We start from the raw sequence: 24,596 nt of genomic DNA on the forward strand, positions 1-24,596 counted from the left end.
GACAGGCGCTCGGCGTGGTCTCGTTGATGCCGGAGCAACCCGTGAAGCTCGCCGCGTTGCGCGCCGGGTGGCTCACCCAGACGTTCGTGCACTGGGCGTTCGAGCCCGAGCACGTCATGGCCCTGTTGCCGAGCGGGTTGACCGTGGACACCTACGACGGGATGGCCTGGGTGAGCCTGACGCCGTTCGTGATGGCCCGGGTTCGGCCGGCGGGACTGCCCGGTGCCGGGTTCACCTGCTTGGAGACGAACCTGCGGACCTACGTGCTGGGGCCGGACGGCTCCCGGGGGCTGTGGTTCCTGTCCATCGAGGTCAACCGTGCCGTCATGCTCGGCGCTCGGGCGGTGGGCGCTCCTTACCACCGCGCACGGCTCGACCTGTCCCGAGCGGGCGGCGCGCTCACCTACACCGGCCACCGCCGTGGAGCGGGCGCCGCGTACCGACTGCGGGTGCGACCCGGCAGGGCGATCGAACCCGTTGGACTCGACGTGTGGCTGACCTCCCTCTGGCGGGCCTACACCAGCAGGCTGGGGAGGCTCTGGCGCACGCCCGTCGAACACGGGCCCTGGCCGCTGCGCGAGGCAGCGGTCGACGTGCTCGAGGAGAGCCTCACCCGCGCCGCAGGGCTGCCCGCTCCCGGCGGCGAGCCGCTGGTGCACTTCTCGGACGGAGTCGAACCGGTACGCCTGGGTCTGACCCGTCCCACCCATCTCGGCCACGCGCCCGGGCGAGGCCGCCACGGCACGGACACGGCGACTCCCCGTACGGAGGAGGCGCAATCGTGAACCCGAGGGCCGTCGCCCGCTTCCAGGGCCTCTTCGACCTGGTCGGCGGAGCCTGGCCGGTCCTGCACGTGCGCGGCTTCGAGGAGGTGGTGCGCAGTGTGGATGACGGAGCGGTGGTGGGAACGTGGAACGGGTGCGGCTGCGGTTCGACGGTTGGATCGCGGGTGTCGGGACCGAATCCGGTACCCGGATCGTCGTAGGGCACTGGACGGCGTCCCCGTTCGGGGCGTTCAGCGATGTCATGGTCGAGCAAGCGGACGGGTTCCGGCTTCTGCTGGTCCCCACCGGACAGATCGGCGAGTTCGTCGCGGGCACCTACAGCTTCGACCAGGTTGACGTCGTGCCGGTCGCGGTGGCTCGTACGGGCACAGGGTGGTCGGTGACGGCGGGACCGCTGACCCTGCGGTTCACGTTGGGCCGACGCGGCCCGCTGGGCTGGTTGCTGCGCGCCGTGCCCGCGCCGCTCTCCTGCCGGCCTGCGTGGGCGGCCCTGACCGACGTTCCGAGCAGCCTGCTGCCGGGGGTACGGACGCGCGGCAGCGCCGGCCAGGGGCGCCGCGAGTGGTACGCCGCCCGCGATCTGTGGCCGATCACCGCCGCCACCGCCGTACACCGGGGACGGGACCTCGGTTCACTGCGCCCGGTCGAACCACCCGTCCGCTTCGGGTTCGGTTCCACCCCTCGCACGCCGTGTCAGGTCCGGATCACCACCACCGTGGAGCAGGACGGCGTCCCTCGCCGACCGCCCAGCGGCGGACGGTGACTGTTCGGCGGCAGGGCGGCGGATACCACCGCGTCCATGGAGCCCGACTCCGGGGGCGGGCGCCGCACGGAGGAGCGCAAGTCCTCCGACGAGCGGGCCGGTGGCCGCGGTGCCCCGCGGCGGTTTGTGCGGGGCACGGGACGGTCGGACGCTCGTCGAGCGCACCCGCGACCGCTTCGCGGACGTCCACCGCCTGCTGGAGCAGAAGTGGACGATCAGCCGCCATCGCCCATTCCGCTCGCCGATCGGGTGCCGGCCGGGCCAGGTCGTCCTCCATGACGACCTGGACCGGGAGCACGGTGAACCGGCGCTCCTGCGGCCCGTGCCCGTCCCGGGTCAGCGCCGTGGCCGGCCGGGTGGGGCGAAGGCTCCGTCAGCGACCAGGCCGTGGCGGTAGGCGTACACGACGGCCTGGACGCGGTCGCGGAGCTGGAGTTTGGCGAGGATGCGGGAGACGAAGGTCTTGACGGTCTCGTGGCTGATGACGAGGGTTGCGGCGATCTCGTTGTTCGAGAGGCCCTCGGCGATGAGGCGCAGGACTTCCAGTTCGCGAGGTGTGAGCGGGACGTCGTGGGAGCTGCTCGTGGCGGGGCGGGTGCCGGCGGCGTAGTGCCCGACTAGCCGGCGTGTCACGTCCGGGTCGAGGAGGGCCGCGCCGGTGGCCACGGTCCGGATGCCGTGGAGCAGCCGGTCCGGCGGGGCATCCTTGAGGAGGAAGCCGCTTGCACCGGCGCGCAGTGCCTCGTAGACGTATTCGTCCAGGTTGAACGTGGTCACGACGAGGACTTTGGCGGGGTTGGATATGTCGATGCCGGCCAGCAGTCGGGTGGCTTCGAGGCCGTCGAGGACCGGCATGCGGATGTCCATCACGACGACGTCGGGACGTAGCTCGCGGGCGAGGTCGACCCCGCTCCGTCCGTCCCCGCACTCGCCGGCCACCTCCATGTCGGGCTGGGCGTCGATGATGGTGACCAGGCCGGTGCGGACCAGGATCTGGTCGTCGCAGACCAGGACCCGGATCGGTGTGCTCACGAAGTCCCTCCGGCGGGGATGCGCGCCCGGACGTTGAAGGCGCCGTCCGAACCGCGGTCGGCGCTGAATTCGCCGTCCAGGATGTCGACGCGTTCGCGCAGGCCCGCGAGGCCCCGTCCGCCGCCGGTGGCGTCGGCGGCGTGCGAGCCGGTTCCGTCCGTGCTGACCGATACGGTGATCTCCCTCTCTCCGTGCTGCACCCGCACGGACGTGCGGCTGCCGCGGGCATGCTTGAGGGCGTTGGTCAGTGCCTCCTGTACCACGCGGTAGGCGACGAGGTCGGCGCTGCCGGTCGAGGCCGCTGGTGTGCCCTGCTCGGTGAAGTCCACGGGCTGTCCGGCCCGGCGGGTCTGCTCGACGAGGGTGCCGATCCTGCCGACGACCGGTGTCCTGGGGTGAGCGCTCTCCGTCGTCGTGATGCCGTGGTCCGGGTTGAGCAGGTCCAGCAAGTGGCGCAGGTCGGTGAGGGCGCGGCGGCCGGTGTCGCTGACGGCGGTCAGGGATCGCTCCAACCGCTCGGGTGCGGCGGTCAGGTAGCGAGCGGCTTCGGCCTGGACGACCATCGCGGTCACGTGGTGGGTCACCACGTCGTGCAACTCGCGGGCGATGCGCGCGCGTTCGGCGGCGCGGACCTCGGCGGCCACGCTTTCGCGGCGTTCGGCTTCCTCCGCCCGCATGGAGCGGAGCCACGCTCCGGCCCCCCAGGCCACCGCGAGGGCCAGGTAGAAGGTCACGAACCCCGTCGGCGTCTCGCCGCCCGAACCGAGCCGGGTGAGCGCGACCGCCAGGGGCACGTACGCCAGCGAGAGGAGGGCCAGGACGGCGCGCCGGTGCCGTTCGAGGTGGGATCCCGCACTGATCAGCACGAGGGGCAGGGCGGCGCCGGCGACCGAGTGGTAGCCGCGCAGCTGGTCGAGGGCGAAGCCGCAGGCCACCAGGGCGAGAGAGACGATCGGCCACCGTCGGCGCACCACGAGGGCGAGGCCTTCGAACACGAGGGCCACGGCGGCCGGCGCGTCGAGGCGGTGGGTGGGCAGGTCCCCGAGCTGCGTTCCGTGACCGCGCAGCCCCGGCAGGAACGGCGCGGCCATGAAGAGCAGTCCGAGGGGAAGGTCGCGCACGGTGACGTCGAGTCGGCGCCAGACCCGCCCGGCACCCTGAAGGCTGATCACCGGGCGAGTGTAGCGAGGGCCTTGACCCGCTCGACACGCTGCCGAGGGACGATGTGGCCGCGGCGGTGGGCGAGCCACAGGAAGGCGACGGTGAGCAGTGTGCCGAACAGCATCGCGTACACGCTGGCTTCCGGGCCGAACTCGCCGCCGGTGAGCAGCTCGCTGCCCGAGGTCGAGGCGTTCAGCAGCCCGTGGACGTCGCCGTTGCCGGAGACCTCGGTGCCGAAGATGCCGGATTCTGCGTAGTTCCAGCCGAAGTGCAGGCCGATCGGCAGCCACAGGGAGCGGGTGGCGGCGTACGCGGCGGCCAGCATGCCGCCGGCCTCGAGCGAGATGGCGACGGCGCCCAGCAGGGTGGCGTCCTTGTTGAGCAGGTGGGCCGCGCCGAATATCACACTGGAAAGGGCCAGTGCGGGGTACGTTCCGAGACCGCGCTCCACGAGTCGAAAGAGCAGGCCGCGGAACATGAGTTCCTCCGTGACGGCGGCGCCGGCCATGAAACCGACCAGCCCGATCGCCCCGGTGGGCGAGCCGAACCCGTGGACCGTGTAGTCGCCGAGGAAGGTGATGTTCGCGATGACGCATCCGAACATCGCGACTCCGATGACCAAGCCCCGCAGGAGCGACCCGCGCGCGCCTTCCCAGGCCAGTTCCGTGACCGGGCGCCGCTCGGTGCGCCCCACGACCCACCGGTAGACGACCACCGAGAGCGCAACCGTCAGGCCGCCCAGGAGCAGTGACAGCCACGGGTTGCCCGCGGCCGCGGTGACACTCTGACCGCCGACCGCACCGACCAGGACCACGGCCAGGATCTGCCACACCAGTTTCATGACGACTCTCTCTTCGGTTCCGCTTCCGGCTTCACGCCCGATCCGCGGGCGGAGCACCGCGGCTGACCGAACGCTACGGAACCGGTGGGCAGGGATCGTCACCCCGCAGAGGGCACTCGCACGTAGCTCTCACGGGGGACCTCACGCGGAGGAGTTCACAGGCAGGACCGGGCCGACCGTGGTGAGGGCGGTGCCGGCGAGCTGACCAGTGCCGAACGCGAGGACCTCCGGCGTCTGCGACGGCAGAACCTCGAACAGGACAGGACCATCGAGGTCTTGAAGAACGGCATCACCTGCCTGCCCACCGGCGAGGGCTGGTACTACCTGGCGTGCCGGCTGGACCTGGCCACTCGCGAGGTGGTCGGCTACGCGATGGCCGACCACCACCGGGCCCGCCTGGTCGTCGACGCCCTGCCCACGGCCCACGGGCGAGGCTGCGAAGAAGCCGCTGCGCGTCGCCGTATGGAGGCGGCGGCTCCGGGGGCCGCCCGGGTCCCGAGGTACCGGGGCGGCTTCGCGTGGGGCGGGGTGTTCACCTCGCACGTCCTGGAGAAGGCGTCCCTGTACCTTCCCCGGGAGCCGCGCGGGCGGCGGGGGCCTGACGACGGGGGCCGGGCGAGGACGGTCCGCACGGTAGCCACGTGATCACTACGTGGAGATCACACCCTTGTGCAATCATCCACACGATGCCACCCTCTGCACTGTGATTGCCAGGGACCCCACGACCGTCAACGCCGGTTACGGATCCGGTGGTTGGTGGCTGCCCGCGGTCCGGGCAGCGGACCGGGCCCCGGCGGGCCGGCCCGACTGGGCCGTGTTCGTCGAGCGGGCGGTGGCCGGGGCGCCGACGACCGACGCGACCGACCACGGGTTACCCGCCGGCGACCTGCCCGGCGTCAGCGGGTTCCGGCCCGTGGTGGCGCCGCTGGCCCGGCTGGCCGGGGCCGGACTGCCGACCGCGCTGCCCGCCGGGGCGGTCGACCTGCCCACCGTACGGGCACGGTTCGTCGACGGGCTCACCGACACGCTGGCCCGGCAGGCCGCCCGGACGCTGGTCCTGGAGCTCAACGTGGCCAGGGAGGAAGGGGTGTTGGCGGGCGACTCCCCCGCCGACCGCTTCCGGGACTTCGTCCGGCGGATGGCCGCACCGGCCGCGCTCCGCGCGCTGTTCGGCGAGTACCCGGTCCTGGCACGGGTCCTGGCCCGGACCTGCCTGGCCGCCGCCGACGCCTTCGCGGAACTGCTGACCCGGTTCGCCGCCGACCGGCGCGAGGTGACCGCAGCCCTGTTCCACGGCGTCGACCCCGGCCCCCTGGTAGCCGTCCGGCGCGACGCGGGCGACGGGCACCAGGGCGGGCGGTCCGTCGCGGTGCTGCGCTTCGCCGGTGGCGGGCGGCTGGTGTACCGGCCGCGGCCGACCGCCGTCCACCGTCATCTCGCCGACGTGGTCCACTGGTTCAACACCCGGCCCGGCACCCCCGGTCTGCGGACCCCCGCCCTGCTGGAGCGACCGGGCTACGGCTGGCTGGAGTTCGTGGAGCGGCGGCCGTGCACCGAACCGGCCGAGGTGCAGCGGTTCTACCTCCGGCAGGGCGCCTGGCTCGCCCTGCTGCACGCCCTGGACGCCACCGACCTGCACGCCGGGAACCTGATCGCCTGCGGCGAGCACCCCGTACCGGTCGACCTGGAGACCCTCTTCCACCCGCCCGCGCCCGCCGACCCGGACCGGCCGGACGACGACCCGTGGCACGAGGACCCGGCGGCGCTCGCACTCCAGGCCTCGGTGCACCGCACCGGCCTGCTGCCCCGGCTGGTCCTCGGCGACGAGCGTGCCCTGGACGCCTCCGGGCTCGGCGGTGACGCCGGCGCCGGCTCCCCGAGCGCGGCCGTGCGCTGGGCGGCGGCGGGCACCGACGGGATGCGGCTGGTCCGCGGTGCGGCCGAGTTCGCCGGCGCCGAGAACCGGCCGCGGCTCGACGGCACCGACTCCGATCCGGCCGACCACCTGGACGAGCTGCTGGCCGGGTTCCGAGCGGGCCGCCGGGCCCTCGTGGCCGGACTCGCGGACCTCACCGGCCCGCGCGGCCTGCTGAGCGCCTTCGCCGAGGACGAGGTCCGGGTCGTCCTGCGGGCCACCGAGGAGTACGCGACGCTGCTCGACGAGTCGACCCACCCCGACGTGCTGCGCGAGGCCGGGCACCGCGAGGCGCTGTTCCGGACCCTCGGCACCGGCGAGTCCGCCCGGCCCGGCCCGGCGGCGGTGATCGACGAGGAGGTCGCCGAACTGTGGGCCGGTGACGTGCCGCTGTTCACCACCCGCCCGGGCGGGACCGAACTGCGCGGCGGCCGGGGCCGACCGGTCGCCGGCGCCCTGGACCGCCCCGGCCTCGACCGGGTCGCGGAGCGGCTCACCGCCCTGGGGGCGACCGGTCCGGCCGAGCAGGAGTGGATCGTCCGCGCGGCCATGGCGGCCCGCTCGACCGGCCCGGCGCACGGCCACACCGGGCCGGGGACGCCCGCCGACCCGCCCGCCGACCCGCCCGCCGCTCCGGACCCCGCCCGGCTGCTCGCCGCCGCCCGGGAGATCGGCGACCGGCTGGTCGACGGGGCGCACCGGTCCGCGGACCGGGCCAACTGGCTCGGGCTCGACCTGATCGCCGACCGCTACTGGCGGCTCGCCCCGGCCGGCGCCGACCTCGGCGGCGGCTACCCCGGGCCGGCGCTGTTCCTCGCCCAACTCGCCGCGCTCACCGGCGCGGACCGCTACGCGGAGGTGGCCCGTCTGGCTCTGCGGCCGGTGCCGGCCCTGCTGGAGCGGCTCGCCGCCCGGCCCGAGGACCTGGCGCTGGTCGGTTCGGGTGCCTGGGCCGGCCTGGGCGGCCTCACCTGGGCGCTGGCGCAGGTCGGTGGCCTGCTGGACGACCGGGAGGTGCTCGGCTGGGTCGGGCCCGCCGTCCGGCTCACCGCGGCCGCCGCGGAGGCGGAGGAGCCGTCCGGGCTGGCCGACGGTACGGCCGGCGGGCTGGCGGCCCTGCTCGCGGTGGGGCGGGAGACCGGGGACGCCGAGGCCCTGGCCGGTGCCCGGCGCTGCGCCGAGCGCCTGCTCGGTCGACTCGACCTGTACCGGGTGCACGACGCGCACGGCCCGGACGGGCCGCGCGACCGGCCCGACCGCCCGGCCCCGGGCTTCGCCACCGGAACGGCCGGCCTCGGCTGGGCCCTGCTGGCGTACGCGCAGGCGGGCGGCGGCGCCGCGTACCGGCACGCGGGGCTGGCCGCGCTGCGCTCGTCCGTGGCCGGGCGGGCACCCGGCGGGTCCTGCTGCGAGGGCGCGCCCGGCATCGCACTCGCGGTGATCGACAGCGGGGCGTCGGCGGGCGACCCGGAGCTGGCCGCCTGGGCCGGGGCCGCCGTCGGCGCGGCGGTCACGGCCGGGACGCGGCCCGACCACAGCCTCTGCCACGGCGAGACCGGCGTGCTGGAGCTGCTCGGCCGGGCGCCGGGCGCCGCCGCCCGGCAGGGGCTGGCGCGCCGTTCGGCCGCCCTGCTGGACGCGCTGGCCCGCACCGGGCCGGTCTGCGGCACCCCCGGTGGCCTCGCCGTCCCGGGTCTGCTGTTCGGGCTGTCCGGAGTCGGCCACGGGCTGCTCCGGCTCGGTTTCGCCCACCGTACGGCTTCGGCGCTGCTCCTGGCGCCGGGTTCGACGCGGCCGTCCCACGAGGACGCCGTGACCCACCCGCGGTCGTCCCCCCGGACGTCGCGGCACCGAACGGCGTCCGCCCCGGACGCCGTGATCCACGAGAGAGAAGGGTGAAGTCCTTGAACCGATCCGTCCCCCTGGCCAGAGCACTCGCCGGAACCACCCCCGCCGCGGGCAGACCGGCCGTCGGGCAGTCCGCCGGAACGCCCGCGCCGGAGGCCGTCCGCCGGTGGAAGCGGGCCGACGGGCACGAGGGCGTGGCCGCCGACCACCCGGCCGGCGCGATCAGGCTTCACCCGGGCGGCCGGCTCGCCCGCCGCTCCGTGCTGCTGGGCGGCGGGACGGCCCGGATGGCCGAAACCGACCCGTGGACGACGATGAGCTACCACGAGGAGTAGCCGGCCCAGCCCGTCCGGGCCCGTGTGTGCGCCGGCGCCCCCGGGTGCGCACGCGGTCGGCGTGACCCCCGCGGCGCGCGGCCGCCGGTGCCCGGACGACCCGCCACCGCCCGCCTGACCGGCACGTTCAGGCATGAACATGCCGGTCAGCCGGGCGGTGAATGCCCGATTCCGCTCTACCGGAGCCGTCCGGTGACCAATAGCCTGCGGCCATGCGGACCTCATCACCGGTGACCGTCGGCCGCACGGCCGAAACGTCACTGCTGCGACGAACCCTGACACGCCTTCAGAGCGACGGCGGGCGCGCGGTGTTCCTGGTCGGCGAGGCCGGCATCGGCAAGTCCCGGCTGGTCGACGACTGCGCCGGGCGGGCCGTGGCGGCCGGACTGCCGGCACTGCGCGGGCGCAGCAGCGCGACCGGGGCGGACACGCCCTTCCGCCCGCTGGCGGAGGCGCTGTACTCGTGCTTCCACGCCGAGGGCCCCCCGGAGGACGCCGAACTGCTGCCGTACCGGCCGGCCCTGGGCCGGCTGGTGCCGGAGTGGCGGCCGGCGGCGGGGCCGGGCTACGCCGAGAGCGTGGTGGAGCTCGCCGAGGCGCTGCTGCGGCTGCTGGGCGTGATCGGCCGCCGGTCCGGCTGCGTGCTGGCCCTGGAGGACCTGCACGACGCGGACGCGGAGACGCTCGCCGCGGTGGAGTACCTGGTGGACCACCTCGACCGGGTGCCGGCGCTGCTGGTCGCCACGCTGCGGCCGGAGCCGGGCAACGCGTTGGACCTGGTGCGCGGCGCGGAGCGGCGCCGGGTGGCGTCCGTCGCCGCGCTGCCGCCGCTGACCACCGCCGACGTCGGGGCGCTGGCGGCGGGCTGCCTGGGCGTGCCGGTGGGCCGGGTGCCGTCCGCGGTGACCGGCCGGCTGGCCGAGCGCAGCGGCGGGAACCCGTACCTGGTGGAGGAGTTGCTGGCCGAGCTGGTCGGCTCGGGCGCGCTGCGCCGGGACGGCGACGGCTGGCGGGTGACCGGCGACCTGGCCGCGACCGTGCCGGCCAGCGTGGTGCACGGCTGCGGCCTGCGACTGGGCCGGCTGGCCCCGCCGGTCCGCGACCTGCTGCTGGCGGCGGCCACCCTCGGCCCCCGGTTCTCGGTCGACAGCCTGCAACTCGTCACCGGGGACGACGATCCGGGCCTGTTCGCCCGGCTGCGCGCCGCGGCCGAGGCGGACTTCATCGTGCCGGACCCGGGTGCGCCCGAGGGGTACGGCTTCCGGCACGCCATCACCGCGCAGGCGGTGCTGGAGAGCGTCGCCCCGGCCGAGCGGGCCGCGCTCGCCCGCCGGGCCGCCGCCGCGCTGCGCAAGGCCGGGCCGCCGTACGCGGCCGACCACGGCCGGCTGGTGGCCCGGCTGCTCGTCGCGGCCGGCGACCACCACGGCGCGGCCCTGCTCTACGCGGAGGCCGGCCGGCAGGCGCTGGCCGAGGGCGCGTCCGCCTCGGCGGTGCGGCTGCTGGAGCGGGCCGTGGAACTGGCGGCGCCGGCCGACCGGACGGCGGCCACCGAGTCGCTGGGTTACGCGCTGGTCGAGGCAGGCCAGCTGGACCGCGCGCTCGCCCTGGCCGACACCCTGCCGACGGCCAGCGCGGCGGCGTTGAGCCCCGAACGGGAGGTCGCGCTGCGCACCCGGCTGGCCTGGGCGGCCGTGGTGGCTGAGCGGGGCCCCGAAACCGTCACCCAGGTCGCGGCGGCCCGGGCGCTGCTGCGCGACGGGGGCCGGCCCGAGCAGACCGCCGCGCTGGCGGTGGTCGAGGGGCACCTGGCGCTGCTGCCCGGCCGGCGGGACCGGGTGGACGACGCCGAGCGGATCGCCCGGGAGACCGCCGAGGAGGCGGAGCGGACCGGCCCGCCGGTACTGGCCTGCCAGGCCCTGCAACTGCTCGCCCTGCTCGCGCGCGAGCGCGGCTTCGACGCGGCCGACCAGTGCCTGGAGCGGATGCTGGCGGTCGCCGAGACGCACGGCCTGCCCAACTGGCGCTTCGAGGCCCTGCTCCGGCTGGGCGCCAACGCCTTCCTGCGCACCGGCGACGCCCGCCGGCTGGAGCAGGCCGGGGAGGCCGCCCGGGAACTGGGCTCGCTGGTGCGCACCCAGCACACCGAGAGCCTGCTCGCGATGAACGCCGTCCTGTGCGGCGACCCGGCCGCCGCCGAGGCCATCGTGGACCGCTGGCTGGACACCAGTCTGCGGATGGGCAACCTGGCCACCCACCGCTACCTGCGGCTGACCTCGGCGACGCTGGCCGCCCACCGCGGCCGCCGCCGGGACATGGAGCGCGAACTGCGGCTGTTCCGGCAGGCCGGGGGCGACGGCTCGCTGCTCACCCCGGTGGTGCTCGGGCTCTGCCGGGCGGTCTGCGCACTGCTGGAGGAGGACCGGGCCGGCGCGGAGGCCGAGCTGACCGCCACCGCCGAGTGGGAGGCGCTGCACCCGAGCGTCTTCTACCTGTCCGGCCAGTACGGGCTGGCCCCGCTGCTCGCCGTACTGGCCGGCCGGGCGGACTGGGCCGCGTACGAGGCGGTCGCCGGCGCCCCGGGCGCGGAACTGGCCTGGAACCGCCCGTTCCTGGCACTGGCCCGGGCGGTCCTGCTCGGCCGGCGGGGCCGGGGGGCGGAGGCCGCCGCCGAGGTCGAGCGGCTGCGGCGGGACCCCGACCTCTTCCCGACCGCCCACCGGCTGGGCCTGCGGCTGGTCGCCGAGGCCGCGCTGGCCGACGGCTGGGGCGATCCGGTGAGCTGGCTGCGCACCGCGGAGGAGTACTTCCACGAGCTGGACGTGCCGTCCGTCGCGGGCGCCTGCCGGGCCCTGCTCCGGCAGGCGGGGGCGAGCGTCGGGCAGCGCCGCAGCGGACGGGACCGCATTCCGGCCGCGCTGCGGGAGCGGGGCGTCACCCCGCGCGAGTACGAGGTGCTGGCGCTGCTGGTGGACCGGCCCGGCAACCAGGACCTCGCCCGGCGGCTGTCGATCTCGCCGCGCACGGTGGAGAAGCACCTGGCGAGCCTGGTGCAGAAGACCGGGGCGGCCGACCGGGGCGGGCTCTGCCGACTGGCGGCCGAGCTCGCCCCGGACCCGCGCCGGCCGTGAACGCCGGTGCGCCGGAGCACCCGCGCCGGCTGTGAGCGCCGGTGCGCCGGAGCACCCGGAGGGGACGTGGGCACCGGTGCCCCCGGGGGACGTGGGCACCGGTGCGTCCCCGGCCGGCCGGGGACGGCGGCGCGGCGCACGGGCCGGGAACGGGCGGCGCGCCGGGCCGGCCGTTCCCGACGCCGCCACCGCGCCGCCGCGCCACACCGCGCTCAGCCGTTCCCGACCGTGCACCACTCCAGGACGGCGCGCGCGCTGTGGTACTTGTTCTCGGCCTGCCCGAAGGCGAGGCTGAGCGGTCCGTCGAGCACGGAGGCGGTGACCTCCTCGCCCCGGTGGGCCGGCAGGTCGTGCAGGAAGACCGGGGCGGAGGTGGCGGCCATCACCGCGTCGTCCACCCGGAAGGGGTCGAACAGCGAGCGCCAGTGCGGGTCGGGCTTGCTGGTGCCGGTGGTCTGCCAGCGGGTGGTGTAGACGACGTCGACCTCCGGCAGGCGGGCCATGTCGTGCCGCTGCTCGACCAGGCCGCCGCGGCGCCCGGCCCCGGCCGCGGCCCGCTCCACGTACCGGGGGTGGACGCCGTAGCCGGGCGGCGTGCGCAGGTGCAGCTCGGTGCCGGGGTAGCGGGACAGGGCCAGCGTGAGCGCGGAGGCGCTGTTGTTGCCCTCCCCCGCGTAGAGCACCCGGAGCCCGTCGATCCGGCCGAAGTGCCGGTGCAGGGTGGTGAGGTCGGCGAGGGCCTGGGTCGGGTGCTCCTCGGCGCTCATCGCGTTGACGACCGCCATGGTCTGCTGGTCGGCCAGTGCCCGCAGCTCGGCCTCGGGGCCCGCCGTCCGGGCCACCAGCACGTCGAGCATCCCGGACAGCACCCGGGCGGTGTCCTCGACGCTCTCACCGGTGTTCTGCTGGAGGTCGTCGGGGCCGTAGCCGATGATCCGCGCGCCGAGCCGCAGCGCCCCGGCGGAGAAGGCCGTCCTGGTGCGGGTGGAGGTCTTGCGGAAGAGGATGCCGACCACGTGCTCGCGCAGCGGGCGGGCGTCCTCGGCGTGGCCGGCGGCGAACTCGGTGCCCCGGCGGACCAGGTCGTACAGCTCCTGGTCGGAGAGGTCGTCGATCGAGATCAGGTGGCGGCGACTGGTCACGGCGCTCACCCGGCCAGGATCGCGTCGAGGACGACGGCGAGGCCGCGTTCCAGCGGGGCCCGGTCGATCGCCAGCGGCGGGAGGAGCTTGACCACCTCGTCGTGCCGGCCGGCGAGTTCGACCACCAGGCCGTGGTCGAAGCAGTACCGCTGGACGCGTTCGGCCCGCTCGGGGCCGCCCGCCCCGGCGAGGTCGAGGCCGAGCACCATGCCCCGGCCGCGTGCCGTGACGCCGGGCACCTTCGCGAGGACGGTCTCGCCGAACTCGCGCAGCCGCTCGGCGTTGTCGGCGAGGGCGTCGAGGAACTCGGGCTGCTCCCAGTAGTCCCAGGCGGCGGTGGCCGCGACGAAGGCGAGCTGGTTGCCGCGGAAGGTCCCGGTGTGCTCGCCGGGCTCCCAGCAGTCGAGGTCGCGGCGCAGCAGCACCAGGGAGAGCGGCAGCCCGTACCCGCCGATGGACTTGGAGAGGGTGATCAGGTCGGGGACGATGCCGGACTGCTCGAAGGCGAAGAAGGTGCCGGTGCGGCCGCAGCCGGACTGGATCTCGTCGGCGATCAGCAGGATGCCGTGGCGGACCGTCAGGTCCCGCAGGCGGCGCAGCCAGTCCGCGGAGGCCGGGTAGACGCCGCCCTCCATCTGGAGCGGCTCGACGATCACGGCGGCCGGCAGGTCGGTGCCGGAGGACGGGTCGGTGAGCAGCCGCTCCAGGTACCCGATCGAGTCGAACGCGCCGTGCGGGCCGTCCTCGTAGGGGACGAAGGTGACGTCCTGGGCGATCGCGCCGCCGGCCCGGCGGGCCCGCCGGCTGCCGGTGACCGCCAGCGAACCCTGCGACATGCCGTGGAAGCCGCCGGTGAAGGCGACCAGGCCGCGCCGCCCGGTGGCCTTGCGGGCCAGTTTGAGGGCGGCCTCCACCGCGTCGGTGCCGGTCGGGCCGGTGAACTGGACCTTGTGGTCGAGGCCGCGGGGGCGCAGCAGCACCTCGTCCATCCGGGCCAGGAAGTCCCGCTTGGCGACGGTGTACATGTCCAGGCCGTGGCTGACGCCGTCGGCGGCGAGGTAGGCGGCCAGCTTCCGCTTGATCGGGTCGGGGTTGTGGCCGTAGTTGAGGGTGCCGGCGCCGCAGAAGAAGTCGAGGAAGACCCGGCCGTCCTCGGCGTGCAGTTCCGCGCCCTTGGCCCGCTCGAAGACCACCGGGAACTTCCGGCAGTAGAGCCGGACGTCGGCCTCCATGGTCTCGAAGAGGGCGTGGTCGCCGGGGGCCGGCGGCTCTGCCGGGGTGGCCGGCGCGGTCCGTTCGACGGTCATAGGTGTCCTTTCCGACGCGGCGGGGTCCGGCCAGCATTCCGGCGCGGCGCGGGCGCGCAGAAGAGAAGGACCAGCAGTCCTGCGGGCAGCGGGGCTGCCGGATTGTCGGCCGCTTCTTCCCTATGGCGTCCGGCCCGCCCCGGGCGAGTCTTCCTGTCGCGGCGCCCCGGCCGAGCGGGCGCCCGCCCCTGCGAGAGGAGAGCGGAATGGCTGACGAGAGTACCGACCCGCGCACGTACTGGGTGGTCCGCAACGACGAGGAGCAGTACTCGATCTGGCTGGCCGACCGGGAGCTCCCGCTCGGCTGGCAGCGGGAGGGCAAGGAGGGCCCCAAGCAGGACTGCCTGGACCACATCGACACGGTCTGGACGGACATGCGTCCGCTGAGCCTGCGTCGGCGGATGGAACAGGAGACCCGGACGGCATGAACACCGTGGTTGGCCGCGCCGACGCACCCCTGCCCGACCGGTGCGTGCACGAGTGGTTCGCGGGACGGGCGTCGGGCACGCCGGACGTGACGGCCCTGGAGTTCGGCGGACGGCGGCTGACCTACGCCGAACTGGACTCCCGGGCCAACCAGTTGGCCCATCTGCTGCGCGCCCGCGGAGTCGGGCCCGACGCCCCGGTCGCGGTGTGCGCCCAGCGCAGCCCGGAGGTGGTGACCGCCCTGCTGGCCGTGCTCAAGGCGGGCGGGCACTACCTGCCGCTGGATCCGGAGTACCCGCCCGAGCGGCTCGCCTTCATGGTGGCCGACTCCGGCGCCCGGGTCCTGCTGGTCGAGCCGGGGCTCGCCGACCGGTTCGCGGCCACCGGCCTGGACCGGGTGGCGATCGAGCCGGACTGGTCGGCGGCGGCCGGCCTGCCGACCACGGCCCCCGCCTCGGGGGCCGTACCGGACGACCTGGCCTACCTGATGTACACCTCGGGCTCCACCGGCCGTCCGAAGGGGGTCGGGGTCACCCACCGCAACGTGCTGCGGCTGGTACACGAGGCCGACTACGCGGACCTCGACCCGGGGCAGGTGGTGCTGATGCTCGCCCCGCTGTCCTTCGACCTGTCCACCTTCGAGGTCTGGGGCGCGCTGTGCAACGGCGCCCGGCTGGCCGTGCTGCCGCAGGGCGTGCCGACCGCCGCCTCGATCGAGGAGGCGGTGCGCCGGCACGCCGTCAGCGTGGCGCTGCTGAGCACCGGGCTGTTCCAGCACGTGGTGCGCACCCGGCCCGGCGCGCTGGCGACGGTGCGCCAGGTCCTGGTGGCCGGTGACGTGGCGCCGCCGGCCGAGGTGCGGATGCTGGTGGAGCAGGGCGTGGAGGTGGTCAACGGCTACGGGCCGACCGAGTGCACGACCTTCTGCGCCGCGCGGCGCGGGGTCACCCTGGCCGAGACCCGGGGCTCCGTCCCGATCGGCCGGGCCATCACCCGGACCAGCCTGTACGTGGTGGCGGAGGACGGCGTCACCGTGCTGCCGGCCGGCGAGCCCGGTGAACTGCTGGTCGGCGGGCCGGGGGTGGCCCGGGGCTACCACGGCCGCCCGGCGCTCACCGCCGAGCGGTTCGTCCCGGACCCGTACGGCACGGTGCCCGGCGCCCGGCTCTACCGCACCGGGGACCTCGTCACCGAGGGCCCCGACGGGCAGCTGCTCTTCCACGGCCGGCGCGACCAGCAGGTCAAGATCAACGGCCACCGGATCGAACCCGGCGAGGTCGAGGCCGCGCTGAGCAACCACCCGGAGGTCCGGGCGGCGGTGGCCGCGGTCCGGCCGACCCCGGCCGGGGACAAGCAGCTGGTCGGCTACGTGGTGTCGGACACCCTCGACCGGCCGGGCCGGCCGCTACGGGAGTACCTGGGCGGGCTGCTGCCCGAGTACCTGGTGCCGACCGCGTGGGTGCGGCTGCCCGAACTGCCGCTGAACCCCAACGGCAAGGTGGACCGGGCCGCGCTGCCGACCCCCGGCGACGACCCGGGCCGGGCGCCGGTGGCCGCCCCGCGCACGCCGGTCGAGCGGGCCGTCGTCGAGGTCTGGTCCGAGCTGCTGTCGGTGGCCGCGATCGGCGTGCACGACGACTTCTTCGAGCTGGGCGGCCACTCGCTGCTGGCCACCGAGGTGACCGCCCTGCTGGGCGAGCGCTTCCCGGTCGAGCTGCCGGTGAGCGCGGTGTTCGACGCCCGCACCCCGGCCCAGCTCGCCGAACGGCTGCGCGAGGCGATCACCGAGCGGGTCGAGCAACTTTCCGATGCAGAAGTGGAGTCGATGTTGTCTCAGGTGATCGAGGGATGAGCGCTCCGCTGACCGGCCCTCCCCCCGCCGAACCCGCCGACCCGACGAACTCCGAGGACACGACGGGCGCCGAGGGCACGACGAACGCCGAGGGTACGACGGGCGCGAGCGCGCAGGCCGAGCGGCGCCGGGCGCTGCTGGACGGCCTGCTGCGCGGCTCGGCCCGGCCCGCCCCTCCCGGCGCCGCCGCCGAGGGCGCCGTCGCCCGGCTGGCCCGCGGCGGCCCGCTGCCGCTCTCCTTCGCCCAGCAGCGGCTGTGGCTGCTGGAGCAGTTGCGCCCCGGCACCGCCGAGTACGTGCTGCCGGTCGGCTGGGAGCTGCGCGGCCCGCTGGACGTGCCGGCGCTGCGCCGCGCGCTGGCCGAGGTGTCGGCCCGCCACGAGGTGCTGCGCACCCGCTACCTGGAGGTCGACGGCGAGCCCCGCCAGCTGCCGCTGGACGTGGCCGCACCGGAGTTCGAGCTGGTCGACCTGGCCGTGCTGCCCGCCGCCGACGCCCGGGACCGGCTCGGCGGGCTCGTCGAGCGACTGGCCCGCGCGCCCTTCGACCTCACGGCCGGCACCCCGCTGCGGGCCCGGCTGGTCCGGCTCGCCGAGGAGCACCACGTCCTCGTCCTGGCCTTCCACCACATCGCCTTCGACGGCCATTCGGTCGGTGTCCTCGCCGCCGAGCTCGGTGCCCTGTACCCCGCGTTCGCCGAGGGGCGGCCCAGCCCGCTGACGCCGCCCGCGGTGCAGTACGCGGACTGGGCCGGCTGGCAGCGCGAGGCGCACTCGGCCGCCGCGACCGCCGGCCAGCTCGACTACTGGCGGCGGAAGCTGGCCGGCTCGACCGCGCTGGAGCTGCCCACCGACCGGCCCCGGCCGCCGGTGTTCGACCCGGCGGGCGCGATCCTGCCGTTCACCGTGCCGGCCGGCACCGCCCGTGCCCTGACCGCCTGGGGGCGCGGCCGCGGCGCGACGCCGTTCATGCTGCTGCTGGCCGCCTTCAAGCTGCTGCTGGCCCGGCACGCCGGCCGCGCGGACGTCACCGTCGGGGCCCCGCTGGCCGGCCGCACCCGCCCGGAGGCCCGCGAGCTGCTCGGCTTCTTCGTCAACACCCTGGTGCTGCGCACCGACCTGTCCGGGGAGCCGACCTTCGAGGAGGCCGTGGAGCGGGTCCGGGAGAGCGCGCTGGGCGCCTTCGCCCACCAGGACGTCCCGTTCGAGCGGCTGGTGGACGAGCTGGGCGCCGAGCGCGACCTGTCCCGCAACCCGCTGTTCCAGGTGATGTTCGCCTACAACGGGGCGAGCGCCGGCCACGGCTTCGGCGGCGCCGGGCTGAGCGCCACCCCGTACGCCACGCCGTGGCACAGCGCCAAGTTCGACCTGACGCTGCACCTGACCGAGCAGCCCGACGGCTCGCTGTCCGGCGTGGTCGAGTACGCCACCGCCCTGTTCACCCCCGAGCGGGCGGCCGTGCTGGCCGAGCACTTCACCGCGCTGCTGGAGGCGGTCGCCGCCGACCCCGGCACCGCCGTCACCGGCGCCACCCTGTTCTCGCCGGACGAGCGCGCCCGGCTGGAGCGGTGGAACGACACCGCGGTGCGCTACCCCGACGACGAACTGCTGCACTCCCTGGTCGAGCGGCAGGCCGGGCGCACCCCCGCGGCCGTCGCCGTGCGCTTCGGGACGGACGCGCTCGACTACCGCGCGCTGCAGTCCCGCGCCGAGGCGCTGGCCCGCCGGCTGCGGGCGCTGGGCGTCGGCCCGGAGCGCACGGTGGCCGTCTGCCTCAACCGCGGGCTGGAGCTGCCGGTGGCGCTGCTGGCCGTGCTCCGGGCCGGCGGCGCCTACCTGCCGCTGGACCCGGGCTACCCGGCGGACCGGCTGGCCCACATGCTCGCGGACTCCGCCGCCCCGGTCGTGCTGACCACCGGCGACCTCGCGGCCGCGCTGCCCCCGCACCGGGCCCGCGTGCTGCTGCTGGACGCCGACGCCGGCGAGGAGGCCGCGGAGCCGGCGGAGCCCGTGGCCGCCGCGGCCGTCGACCCGCTGCACCCGGCCTACGTCATCTACACCTCCGGCTCCACCGGCCGTCCCAAGGGCGTGGTCACCACCCACCGGGGCGTGGTCAACCGGCTGCGCTGGATGCAGGACGCCTACGGCCTCACCAAGGCCGACCGGGTGCTGCAGAAGACGCCGTACAGCTTCGACGTGTCCGTCTGGGAGCTGTTCTGGCCGCTGATCACCGGCGCGACCCTGGTGATGGCCCGGCCGGACGGCCACCGCGACCCCGGCTACCTCGCCCGGGCCATCACCGACCAGGGCGTCACCACCCTGCACTTCGTGCCCGCGATGCTCCGCGCCTTCCTGGCCACCGTGCCCGCCGACACCCCGCCCGCCGCGCTGCGGCTGGTGCTGTGCAGCGGCGAGGCCCTGCCCGACGACCTGGCCGAGGCCTGCCACCGCCACCCGGTGACCGGCGGCGCCGCGCTGCACAACCTGTACGGCCCCACCGAGGCCAGCATCGACGTCACCGCCACCCCGTGCCGGCCCGGCGAGCGCGTCACCATCGGCACGCCCGTCTCCAATACCCGGGTCCACTTGCTGGACGACGACCTCGCCCCGGTGCCCGTCGACGTCCCCGGGCAGCTCTGCCTGGCGGGCGTCCAGCTCGCCCGCGGCTACCTCAACCGGCCCGCGCTGACCGCCGAGCGCTTCGTGCCCGACCCCGACCCGGCCAACCCGGGCGGGCGGCTCTACCTGACCGGCGACCTCGCCCGGCGCAACCCCGACGGCACCCTGACCTACCACGGCCGCGGTGACCACCAGGTGAAGCTGCACGGGCACCGGATCGAGCTCGGCGAGATCGAGGCCGCGCTGCGCACCCACCCGCTGGTCGCCGACGCCGTGGCGGCGCTGCACGGCACGCCCGGCGGCGAGCGGCTGACCGCGCACGTCGTCCCGGCCGACCCGGCCGCCGCGCCGGCCGCCGCCGAACTCCAGGCCCACCTGAGGCTGTCGCTGCCCGAGCACATGGTCCCCACCGCGTGGACCAGCCTGCCCCGGCTGCCGACCACGCCGAACGGCAAGCTGGACCGCGCGGCCCTGCCCGATCCGGTGCCGCAGGCCGCCGCCGAGCACGTCCCCCCGCGCACCCCGGTCGAGCACCTCGTCGCCCGGGCGTGGGCGGCGGCCCTGGGCGTCTCCCGGATCGGCGTGCACGACACCTTCTTCGACCTCGGCGGCGACTCCATCCTCGCCATCCGCGCCGTCGGCCGGCTGCGCGAGCAGGGGCTCGACGTCTCCGTCCAGGACCTCTTCCGGTACCGGACCCTGGGCCTGCTCGCCGAGGCGCTGGCCCCGCGGGCGGCCGGCCGGCGGGCCGAGCCCACGGCGCCCTTCGCCCTGCTCGCCCCGGGCGACCGAGAGCGGCTGCCGGGCGGCCTGACCGACGCCTATCCGCTGTCCCAGGTGCAGGCCGGGATGGCGTACGAGATGCTGGCCGGCGCGGACCGGGGCATGTACGTCAACGTGCTGAGCTACCCGGTGCGCGAGGAGGACGACGGCTTCGCGCCCGACGCGCTGCGCGCCGCCGCAGCGCTGCTGGCGGAGCGGCACGAGATCCTGCGGACCTCGGTCGACCTGTCCGGCCACGGCGAGCCGCTCCAGCTGGTGCACGCCGTGGCGCACGTCCCGCTGGAGGTCCACGACCTGCGCGGGCTCTCCCCCGAGCGGCTGCGGGCCGAACTCGCCGCCGCCACGGCGCGCGAGCAGTCCACGCCCTTCGACCTGGCCGCCGCCCCGCTGCTGCGGCTGGTCGCGCACCGGATCGACGACCGGCGGTGGCGGCTGACCGTCGTCTACGCCCACACCATCCTGGACGGCTGGAGCCAGAACTCCCTGGTCCCCGAACTACTGGGCTACTACCGGGCGTTGCGCGACGGCCGGGACCCGGCCCCGCCTCCCCCGCCGACCACCCGGTTCGCCGACACCATCGCGCTGGAGCGCCGCTCCCTGGAGTCCGCCGAGGACCGGGAGTTCTGGCGCGAGCGGGTGTCACGGTACGGGCCGTGGCGGGTCCCCGAGGGCTGGTCCGCCCCGGAGCGGCACCGCGCGGACGGCGGCGACGAGGCCGTCCACCGGGTCGCCCGGGTGGGCTTCGCCGACCTGCTGCCGGGCCTGCGCGCGGTGGCCACCGGGGCCGGGGTGCCGCTGAAGAGCGTGCTGTTCGCCGCCCACCTGACCGTGCTCGGCCTGTTCGGCGGCAGCACCGACGGCCCGGCCGCGTTCACCTCCGGGCTGGTCTGCAACGCCCGCCCGGAGACCTCCGACGGCGACCAGGTGCGCGGCATGTTCCTCAACACCGTGCCGTTCCCGGTGGTGCTCGACGCGGCCGACTGGCCCGCGCTGGCCCGGGCCGTCTTCGCCGAGGAGACCGCGCTCTGGCCGCACCGGCACCACCCGCTGCCCGCCGTGCAGCGCGCCTGGGGCCAGGACACGCCGCTGGTCGACGTGTTCTTCAACTACACCGACATGCACGTGCTGGCCGGCGAGGGCATCGACGCCGACGAGGTCGAGGACGTGACGCCGAACGAGTTCGGCCTGTCGGTCTCGACCGTGCCCGGCACCCTCCAGCTGGAGGCCGCCGCGGACCGGATCGGCGCCGAGGAGCTCGCCCTGCTGGCCCGGACCTACCGGCACGTGCTGGCCGGCCTGGTGGCCGACCCGCAGGCCGACCCGCGCGCCGTCACGCTGCCCCCGGCCGACCGCCGGGCCCTGCTGCCCGCCGGGCCGCCGCCCGCCGCCGACCAGGACGGCCCGACCGTGCCCGAGCTGTTCCACCGGCAGGCCGAGCGCACGCCCGACGCGGTGGCGCTGGTCTGCGGCGAGGAGCGGATCGACTACGCCGGGCTGCGCTCGCGCGCCAACCGGCTGGCCCACCACCTGCGGGCGCTGGGCGCCGGCCCGGGCACCGTGGTCGGGCTGCTCCTGGAGCGCGGCCCCGAGCTGCTGACGGCGATGCTGGGCGTGCTCGGCTCCGGCGCGGCCTACCTGCCGGTCGACCCGAACCTGCCCGAGGACCGGATCCGCTTCCTGTTCGACGACTGCGCCAGCCCGCTGGTCGTCACCGACCGCGCGCTGGCCGCCCGGCTCGCTGCCGACGGGCCCGCCGGGGGGCGCCGGCTGGTGCTGACCGACGCCCACCGGGCGGAGATCGCCGCGCACCCGGACACCGCGCCCGCCGTGGACCTCGACCCGGCCGCGCTGGCCTACGTCATCCACACCTCCGGCTCCACCGGCCGCCCCAAGGGCGTCATGATCACCCACGGCGGACTGGCCGGCTTCCTGACCGCCGTGGCCGAACAGGTTCCGGTGCGGCCGGACGACGCGGTCGCCGCGCTGACCACCGTCTCCTTCGACCCGTCCGTCCTGGAGCTGTACCTCCCGCTGCTCGCGGGCGGCCGGGTGGTCCTCGCCGACACCGAGGAGGCCAGGGACCCGCTGCGGATGGCCAAGCTGCTGGACCGCGCCCGCCCGGCCGTCGTCCAGGCCACCCCGGTCACCCTGCGGATGCTGCTGGACGCCGGCTGGAGCGCCCCCGCCGGACTGCTGGTGCTCAGCGGCGGCGAGCGGCTCACCGCCGACCTGGTCGAGCGGCTCACCGCCGACGGCGCCCGGGTCTGGGACCTGTACGGCCCCACCGAGACCACCGTCTGGGCCACCGTCACCCGGCCGGGCGCCGACCCCGGCGGAGCCCCGTGGTCCGTCCTGGCCAACACCCGGCTGTACGTCCTGGACGGGCGGCTGGAACCGGCCCCGGACGGCGTGGTCGGCGAGATCCACCTCGGCGGCTCGGGCCCCGCCCGGGGCTACCTCGGCCGGCCCGGCACCACCGCCGACGCCTTCCTGCCCGACCCCTACGCCGGGGTGCCCGGCGCCCGGATGTACCGCACCGGCGACCTCGGCCGCCGGCGCCCGGACGGCGGCGTGGAGCTGCTCGGCCGGGCCGACCACCAGGTGAAGATCCGCGGCCACCGGATCGAGCCCGGCGAGATCGAGACCGCGCTGCTCTCCTGCCCGGAGGTGCGGGCCGCCGTGGTCCAGCCGGTGACCCTGCCGACCGGCGAGGTCGACCTGGTCGCCCACCTGGAACCGGTGCCCGGCGCCAGCGTGCCCGGCCACGGCGAACTGCGCGACCGGCTGCTGGCGACCCTGCCCGACTACATGGTCCCGGCCGCCTTCTCCGTCCTCGACGCGCTGCCGCTGACCCCCTCCGGCAAGGTCGACCGCCGCCGCCTGCCGGCGGTCGAACCCGGCGTGGGCGTCCAGGAGTTCGTCGAACCCAGGACCCCGGACGAACGGACCGTCGCCGCCGCCTGGCGCGAGATCCTCGGCCACCCGCGGATCGGCGCGCACGACAACTTCTTCACCCTCGGCGGGCACTCCGTGCTGGCCACCCGGATCGCCCTGCGGCTGCGCGAGGCGACCGGCCGGGACGTCCCGGTGCGGGCGGTCTTCGACCGCGCCACGGTGGCCGCGCTGGCCGCCGCGCTGCCCGACTACCCGGAGGCGGGCTCGGCCGCCGCGCTGCCGCTGCTGGGCTCCCGCCGGGCCCGCCGGGGCGGTGCCCGGTGACCGCCGTCGCGGCCGGGCGGCCCGACGCCGAGGACCCGCCGCTGCACCGCAACCGGGACTTCGTCCTGCTGTGGACCGGCTCGGCGCTGTCCATGCTGGGGTCGACGGGTGCCACCGTCGCCTACCCGCTGCTGGTGCTGGCCGTCACCGGCTCGGCCGCCGACGCGGGGCTCGCCGGGTTCACCGCGCTGCTGCCGCTGCTGCTCTTCCCGGTACCGGCCGGGGCGCTGGTGGACCGGGTGGACCGCAGGCGCCTGATGATCTGGTGCGACGTCGTCCGGGGGGCCGGCGCGCTGAGCATCGTGCTCGCGCTGGCCCTCGACCGGCTGACCCTGGCCCAGATCCTGCTGGTCGGCTTCGTCGAGGGCACCCTGACGGTCTGCCACGAACTGGCCTCGCACGTCGCCGTCCCGCACCTGGTGTCGAAACGGCGGCTGACCGAGGCGCTGTCGCGCAACGAGGCCCGTGAACGGGCCGCGATCACCCTGGGCACCCCGCTGGGCGGCGCGCTCTTCGGGGTGGCCCGGGCCCTGCCGTTCCTGCTGGACGCGGTCAGCTACGCGGTGTCGGTGGTGACGCTGCTGCTGATCCGCAAGGACTTCCAGTCGGCGCCCGGCACGGCGAAGGAGGCCGCCGCCGCCGCCGACACCGGCGCGGACGCCGACGCCGGGCCGCCTGCCAAGCCGCTCGCCGAGCTGGCCGCCGGGTTCGCCTGGCTGTGGCGCCGGCCGTTCCTGCGCACCGCCGCCCTGGCCGTCGCCGGCAGCAACCTGCTGTTCCGGGCGCTGTTCCTGGTCGTCGTGGTGCTCGCCGACGAGCGCGGCGCCTCCCCCACCGGCATCGGCGTCCTGCTGGGCGTCGCGGGGGCGGGCGGCGTGCTCGGCTCCACCGCCGCCGCCTGGTGCCGGCGGCGCCTGCCGCTGCCGGCCGTGGTGATCGGCGCCAACTGGGCCTGGGCCGCGCTGGCGGTCGGCCTGGTCCTCGCCGACGACCTCTGGCTCACCGGCGCGCTGTACGCGCTGATGTGGTTCGTCGGCCCGATCTGGAACGTCGCCGTCGCCACTCAGCAGCTCTCCACCACCCCGGACCACCTCCAGGGCCGGGTGTCCGGCGCCAGCTCGGTGCTGTCCGGCGGAGCGCTGCCGCTCGGCTCGCTCGCCGGCGGCCTGCTGCTCCAGTGGTACGGCACCGGGACGGCCCTGACCGCGCTCGCCGTCTGGATGGTGCTGCTGGCCGCCGCGGTGACGCTCAGCAAGGCCGTCCGCCGGGGCCCGGCCGCCCCCGACGACCCCGCGGCGAGCGACCCGGCGCTCCCCGCCCCGACGGACGCACCCGCCTGAGCCCGTCCCCGTCCTCTCCTCGACGCTCTCACCAGGAGTCCCGCCATGACCCGTACCCCAACCTCCCCGGCCCGGGCCGGCCGCGACGCGCGCGCGGG

Annotated in this window: 15 protein-coding genes; 10 read left to right on the plus strand and 5 right to left on the minus strand. The window is 76.1% G+C overall.

Going from position 1 to position 24,596, the window contains the following annotated elements; all coding sequences use genetic code 11:
• The first annotated feature begins 26 nt into the window (after positions 1–26).
• Together ACZ5GH_RS03045 and ACZ5GH_RS03050 are read left to right on the plus strand one after the other, a co-directional pair.
• The gene (locus ACZ5GH_RS03045; protein ID WP_464333331.1) at positions 27–785 is read left to right on the plus strand and encodes a YqjF family protein; all 759 of its coding nucleotides are present in this window, start codon (positions 27–29) and stop codon (positions 783–785) included.
• A gap of 124 nt (positions 786–909) precedes the next feature.
• Complete coding sequence (locus ACZ5GH_RS03050) at positions 910–1,548, plus strand: hypothetical protein (RefSeq protein WP_387747613.1); 639 nt, start codon at positions 910–912, stop codon at positions 1,546–1,548.
• A 336-nt stretch (positions 1,549–1,884) separates the two neighbouring features.
• Here the strand turns inward: ACZ5GH_RS03050 and ACZ5GH_RS03055 are convergent, their stop codons facing one another.
• The 3 genes from ACZ5GH_RS03055 to ACZ5GH_RS03065 are packed head-to-tail and all read right to left on the minus strand — an operon-like array spanning position 1,885 to position 4,582.
• Entirely contained in the window at positions 1,885–2,580 is a 696-nt protein-coding gene (locus ACZ5GH_RS03055; RefSeq protein ID WP_464333332.1) for a response regulator, read from the minus strand.
• Complete coding sequence (locus ACZ5GH_RS03060) at positions 2,577–3,752, minus strand: sensor histidine kinase (protein WP_464333333.1); 1,176 nt, start codon at positions 3,750–3,752, stop codon at positions 2,577–2,579. Before ACZ5GH_RS03060 ends, ACZ5GH_RS03055 begins: the two co-directional genes overlap by 4 nt.
• A complete protein-coding gene (locus ACZ5GH_RS03065) occupies positions 3,749–4,582 on the minus strand; it encodes a lysostaphin resistance A-like protein (protein ID WP_464333334.1) in 834 nt (277 codons plus the stop codon). The genes ACZ5GH_RS03060 and ACZ5GH_RS03065 overlap by 4 nt, the downstream gene beginning before the upstream one ends.
• 276 nt (positions 4,583–4,858) lie before the next feature.
• On the opposite strand from ACZ5GH_RS03065, the gene ACZ5GH_RS03070 reads away from it, so the two are divergent.
• The 4 genes from ACZ5GH_RS03070 (at position 4,859) to ACZ5GH_RS03085 (ending at position 11,811) form a co-directional block, all read left to right on the plus strand.
• A complete protein-coding gene (locus tag ACZ5GH_RS03070) occupies positions 4,859–5,227 on the plus strand; it encodes a hypothetical protein (protein WP_387747605.1) in 369 nt (122 codons plus the stop codon).
• A gap of 58 nt (positions 5,228–5,285) precedes the next feature.
• The gene (locus ACZ5GH_RS03075) at positions 5,286–8,396 is read left to right on the plus strand and encodes a type 2 lanthipeptide synthetase LanM family protein (RefSeq protein WP_464333335.1); all 3,111 of its coding nucleotides are present in this window, start codon (positions 5,286–5,288) and stop codon (positions 8,394–8,396) included.
• A gap of 5 nt (positions 8,397–8,401) precedes the next feature.
• Entirely contained in the window at positions 8,402–8,680 is a 279-nt protein-coding gene (locus ACZ5GH_RS03080) for a hypothetical protein (protein ID WP_387747601.1), read from the plus strand.
• Positions 8,681–8,892: 212 nt separating this feature from the next.
• On the plus strand, positions 8,893–11,811 hold the full coding sequence (locus tag ACZ5GH_RS03085; RefSeq protein WP_464333336.1) for a helix-turn-helix transcriptional regulator: 2,919 nt from the start codon (positions 8,893–8,895) through the stop codon (positions 11,809–11,811).
• A 212-nt stretch (positions 11,812–12,023) separates the two neighbouring features.
• On the opposite strand, the gene ACZ5GH_RS03090 is transcribed toward ACZ5GH_RS03085, so the two are convergent.
• Positions 12,024–12,953: an ornithine carbamoyltransferase gene (locus ACZ5GH_RS03090; RefSeq protein WP_464333337.1), complete on the minus strand. Its 930-nt coding sequence runs from the start codon at positions 12,951–12,953 to the stop codon at positions 12,024–12,026.
• A 5-nt stretch (positions 12,954–12,958) separates the two neighbouring features.
• Positions 12,959–14,260 carry a diaminobutyrate--2-oxoglutarate transaminase gene (gene ectB, locus ACZ5GH_RS03095; protein WP_464333338.1) on the minus strand — a complete coding sequence of 434 codons (1,302 nt, stop codon included), beginning with the start codon at positions 14,258–14,260 and terminating at the stop codon, positions 12,959–12,961.
• Positions 14,261–14,466: 206 nt separating this feature from the next.
• Between ectB and ACZ5GH_RS03100 the strand changes: the two genes are divergently transcribed.
• Genes ACZ5GH_RS03100 through ACZ5GH_RS03115 form a run of 4 tightly spaced genes read left to right on the plus strand, consistent with a single transcriptional unit; the run spans position 14,467 to position 24,498 of the window.
• Positions 14,467–14,688 carry an MbtH family protein gene (locus ACZ5GH_RS03100; RefSeq protein WP_387747593.1) on the plus strand — a complete coding sequence of 74 codons (222 nt, stop codon included), beginning with the start codon at positions 14,467–14,469 and terminating at the stop codon, positions 14,686–14,688.
• The gene (locus ACZ5GH_RS03105; RefSeq protein ID WP_464333339.1) at positions 14,685–16,538 is read left to right on the plus strand and encodes an amino acid adenylation domain-containing protein; all 1,854 of its coding nucleotides are present in this window, start codon (positions 14,685–14,687) and stop codon (positions 16,536–16,538) included. The genes ACZ5GH_RS03100 and ACZ5GH_RS03105 overlap by 4 nt, the downstream gene beginning before the upstream one ends.
• Positions 16,535–23,158, plus strand: a complete 6,624-nt coding sequence (locus ACZ5GH_RS03110) for an amino acid adenylation domain-containing protein (RefSeq protein WP_464333340.1) — start codon at positions 16,535–16,537, stop codon at positions 23,156–23,158. The genes ACZ5GH_RS03105 and ACZ5GH_RS03110 overlap by 4 nt, the downstream gene beginning before the upstream one ends.
• Positions 23,155–24,498 carry an MFS transporter gene (locus tag ACZ5GH_RS03115; protein ID WP_464333341.1) on the plus strand — a complete coding sequence of 448 codons (1,344 nt, stop codon included), beginning with the start codon at positions 23,155–23,157 and terminating at the stop codon, positions 24,496–24,498. Before ACZ5GH_RS03110 ends, ACZ5GH_RS03115 begins: the two co-directional genes overlap by 4 nt.
• Positions 24,499–24,596: the final 98 nt, after the last annotated feature.

The sequence above is a fragment of the Kitasatospora sp. Xyl93 genome (genome assembly GCF_055383135.1).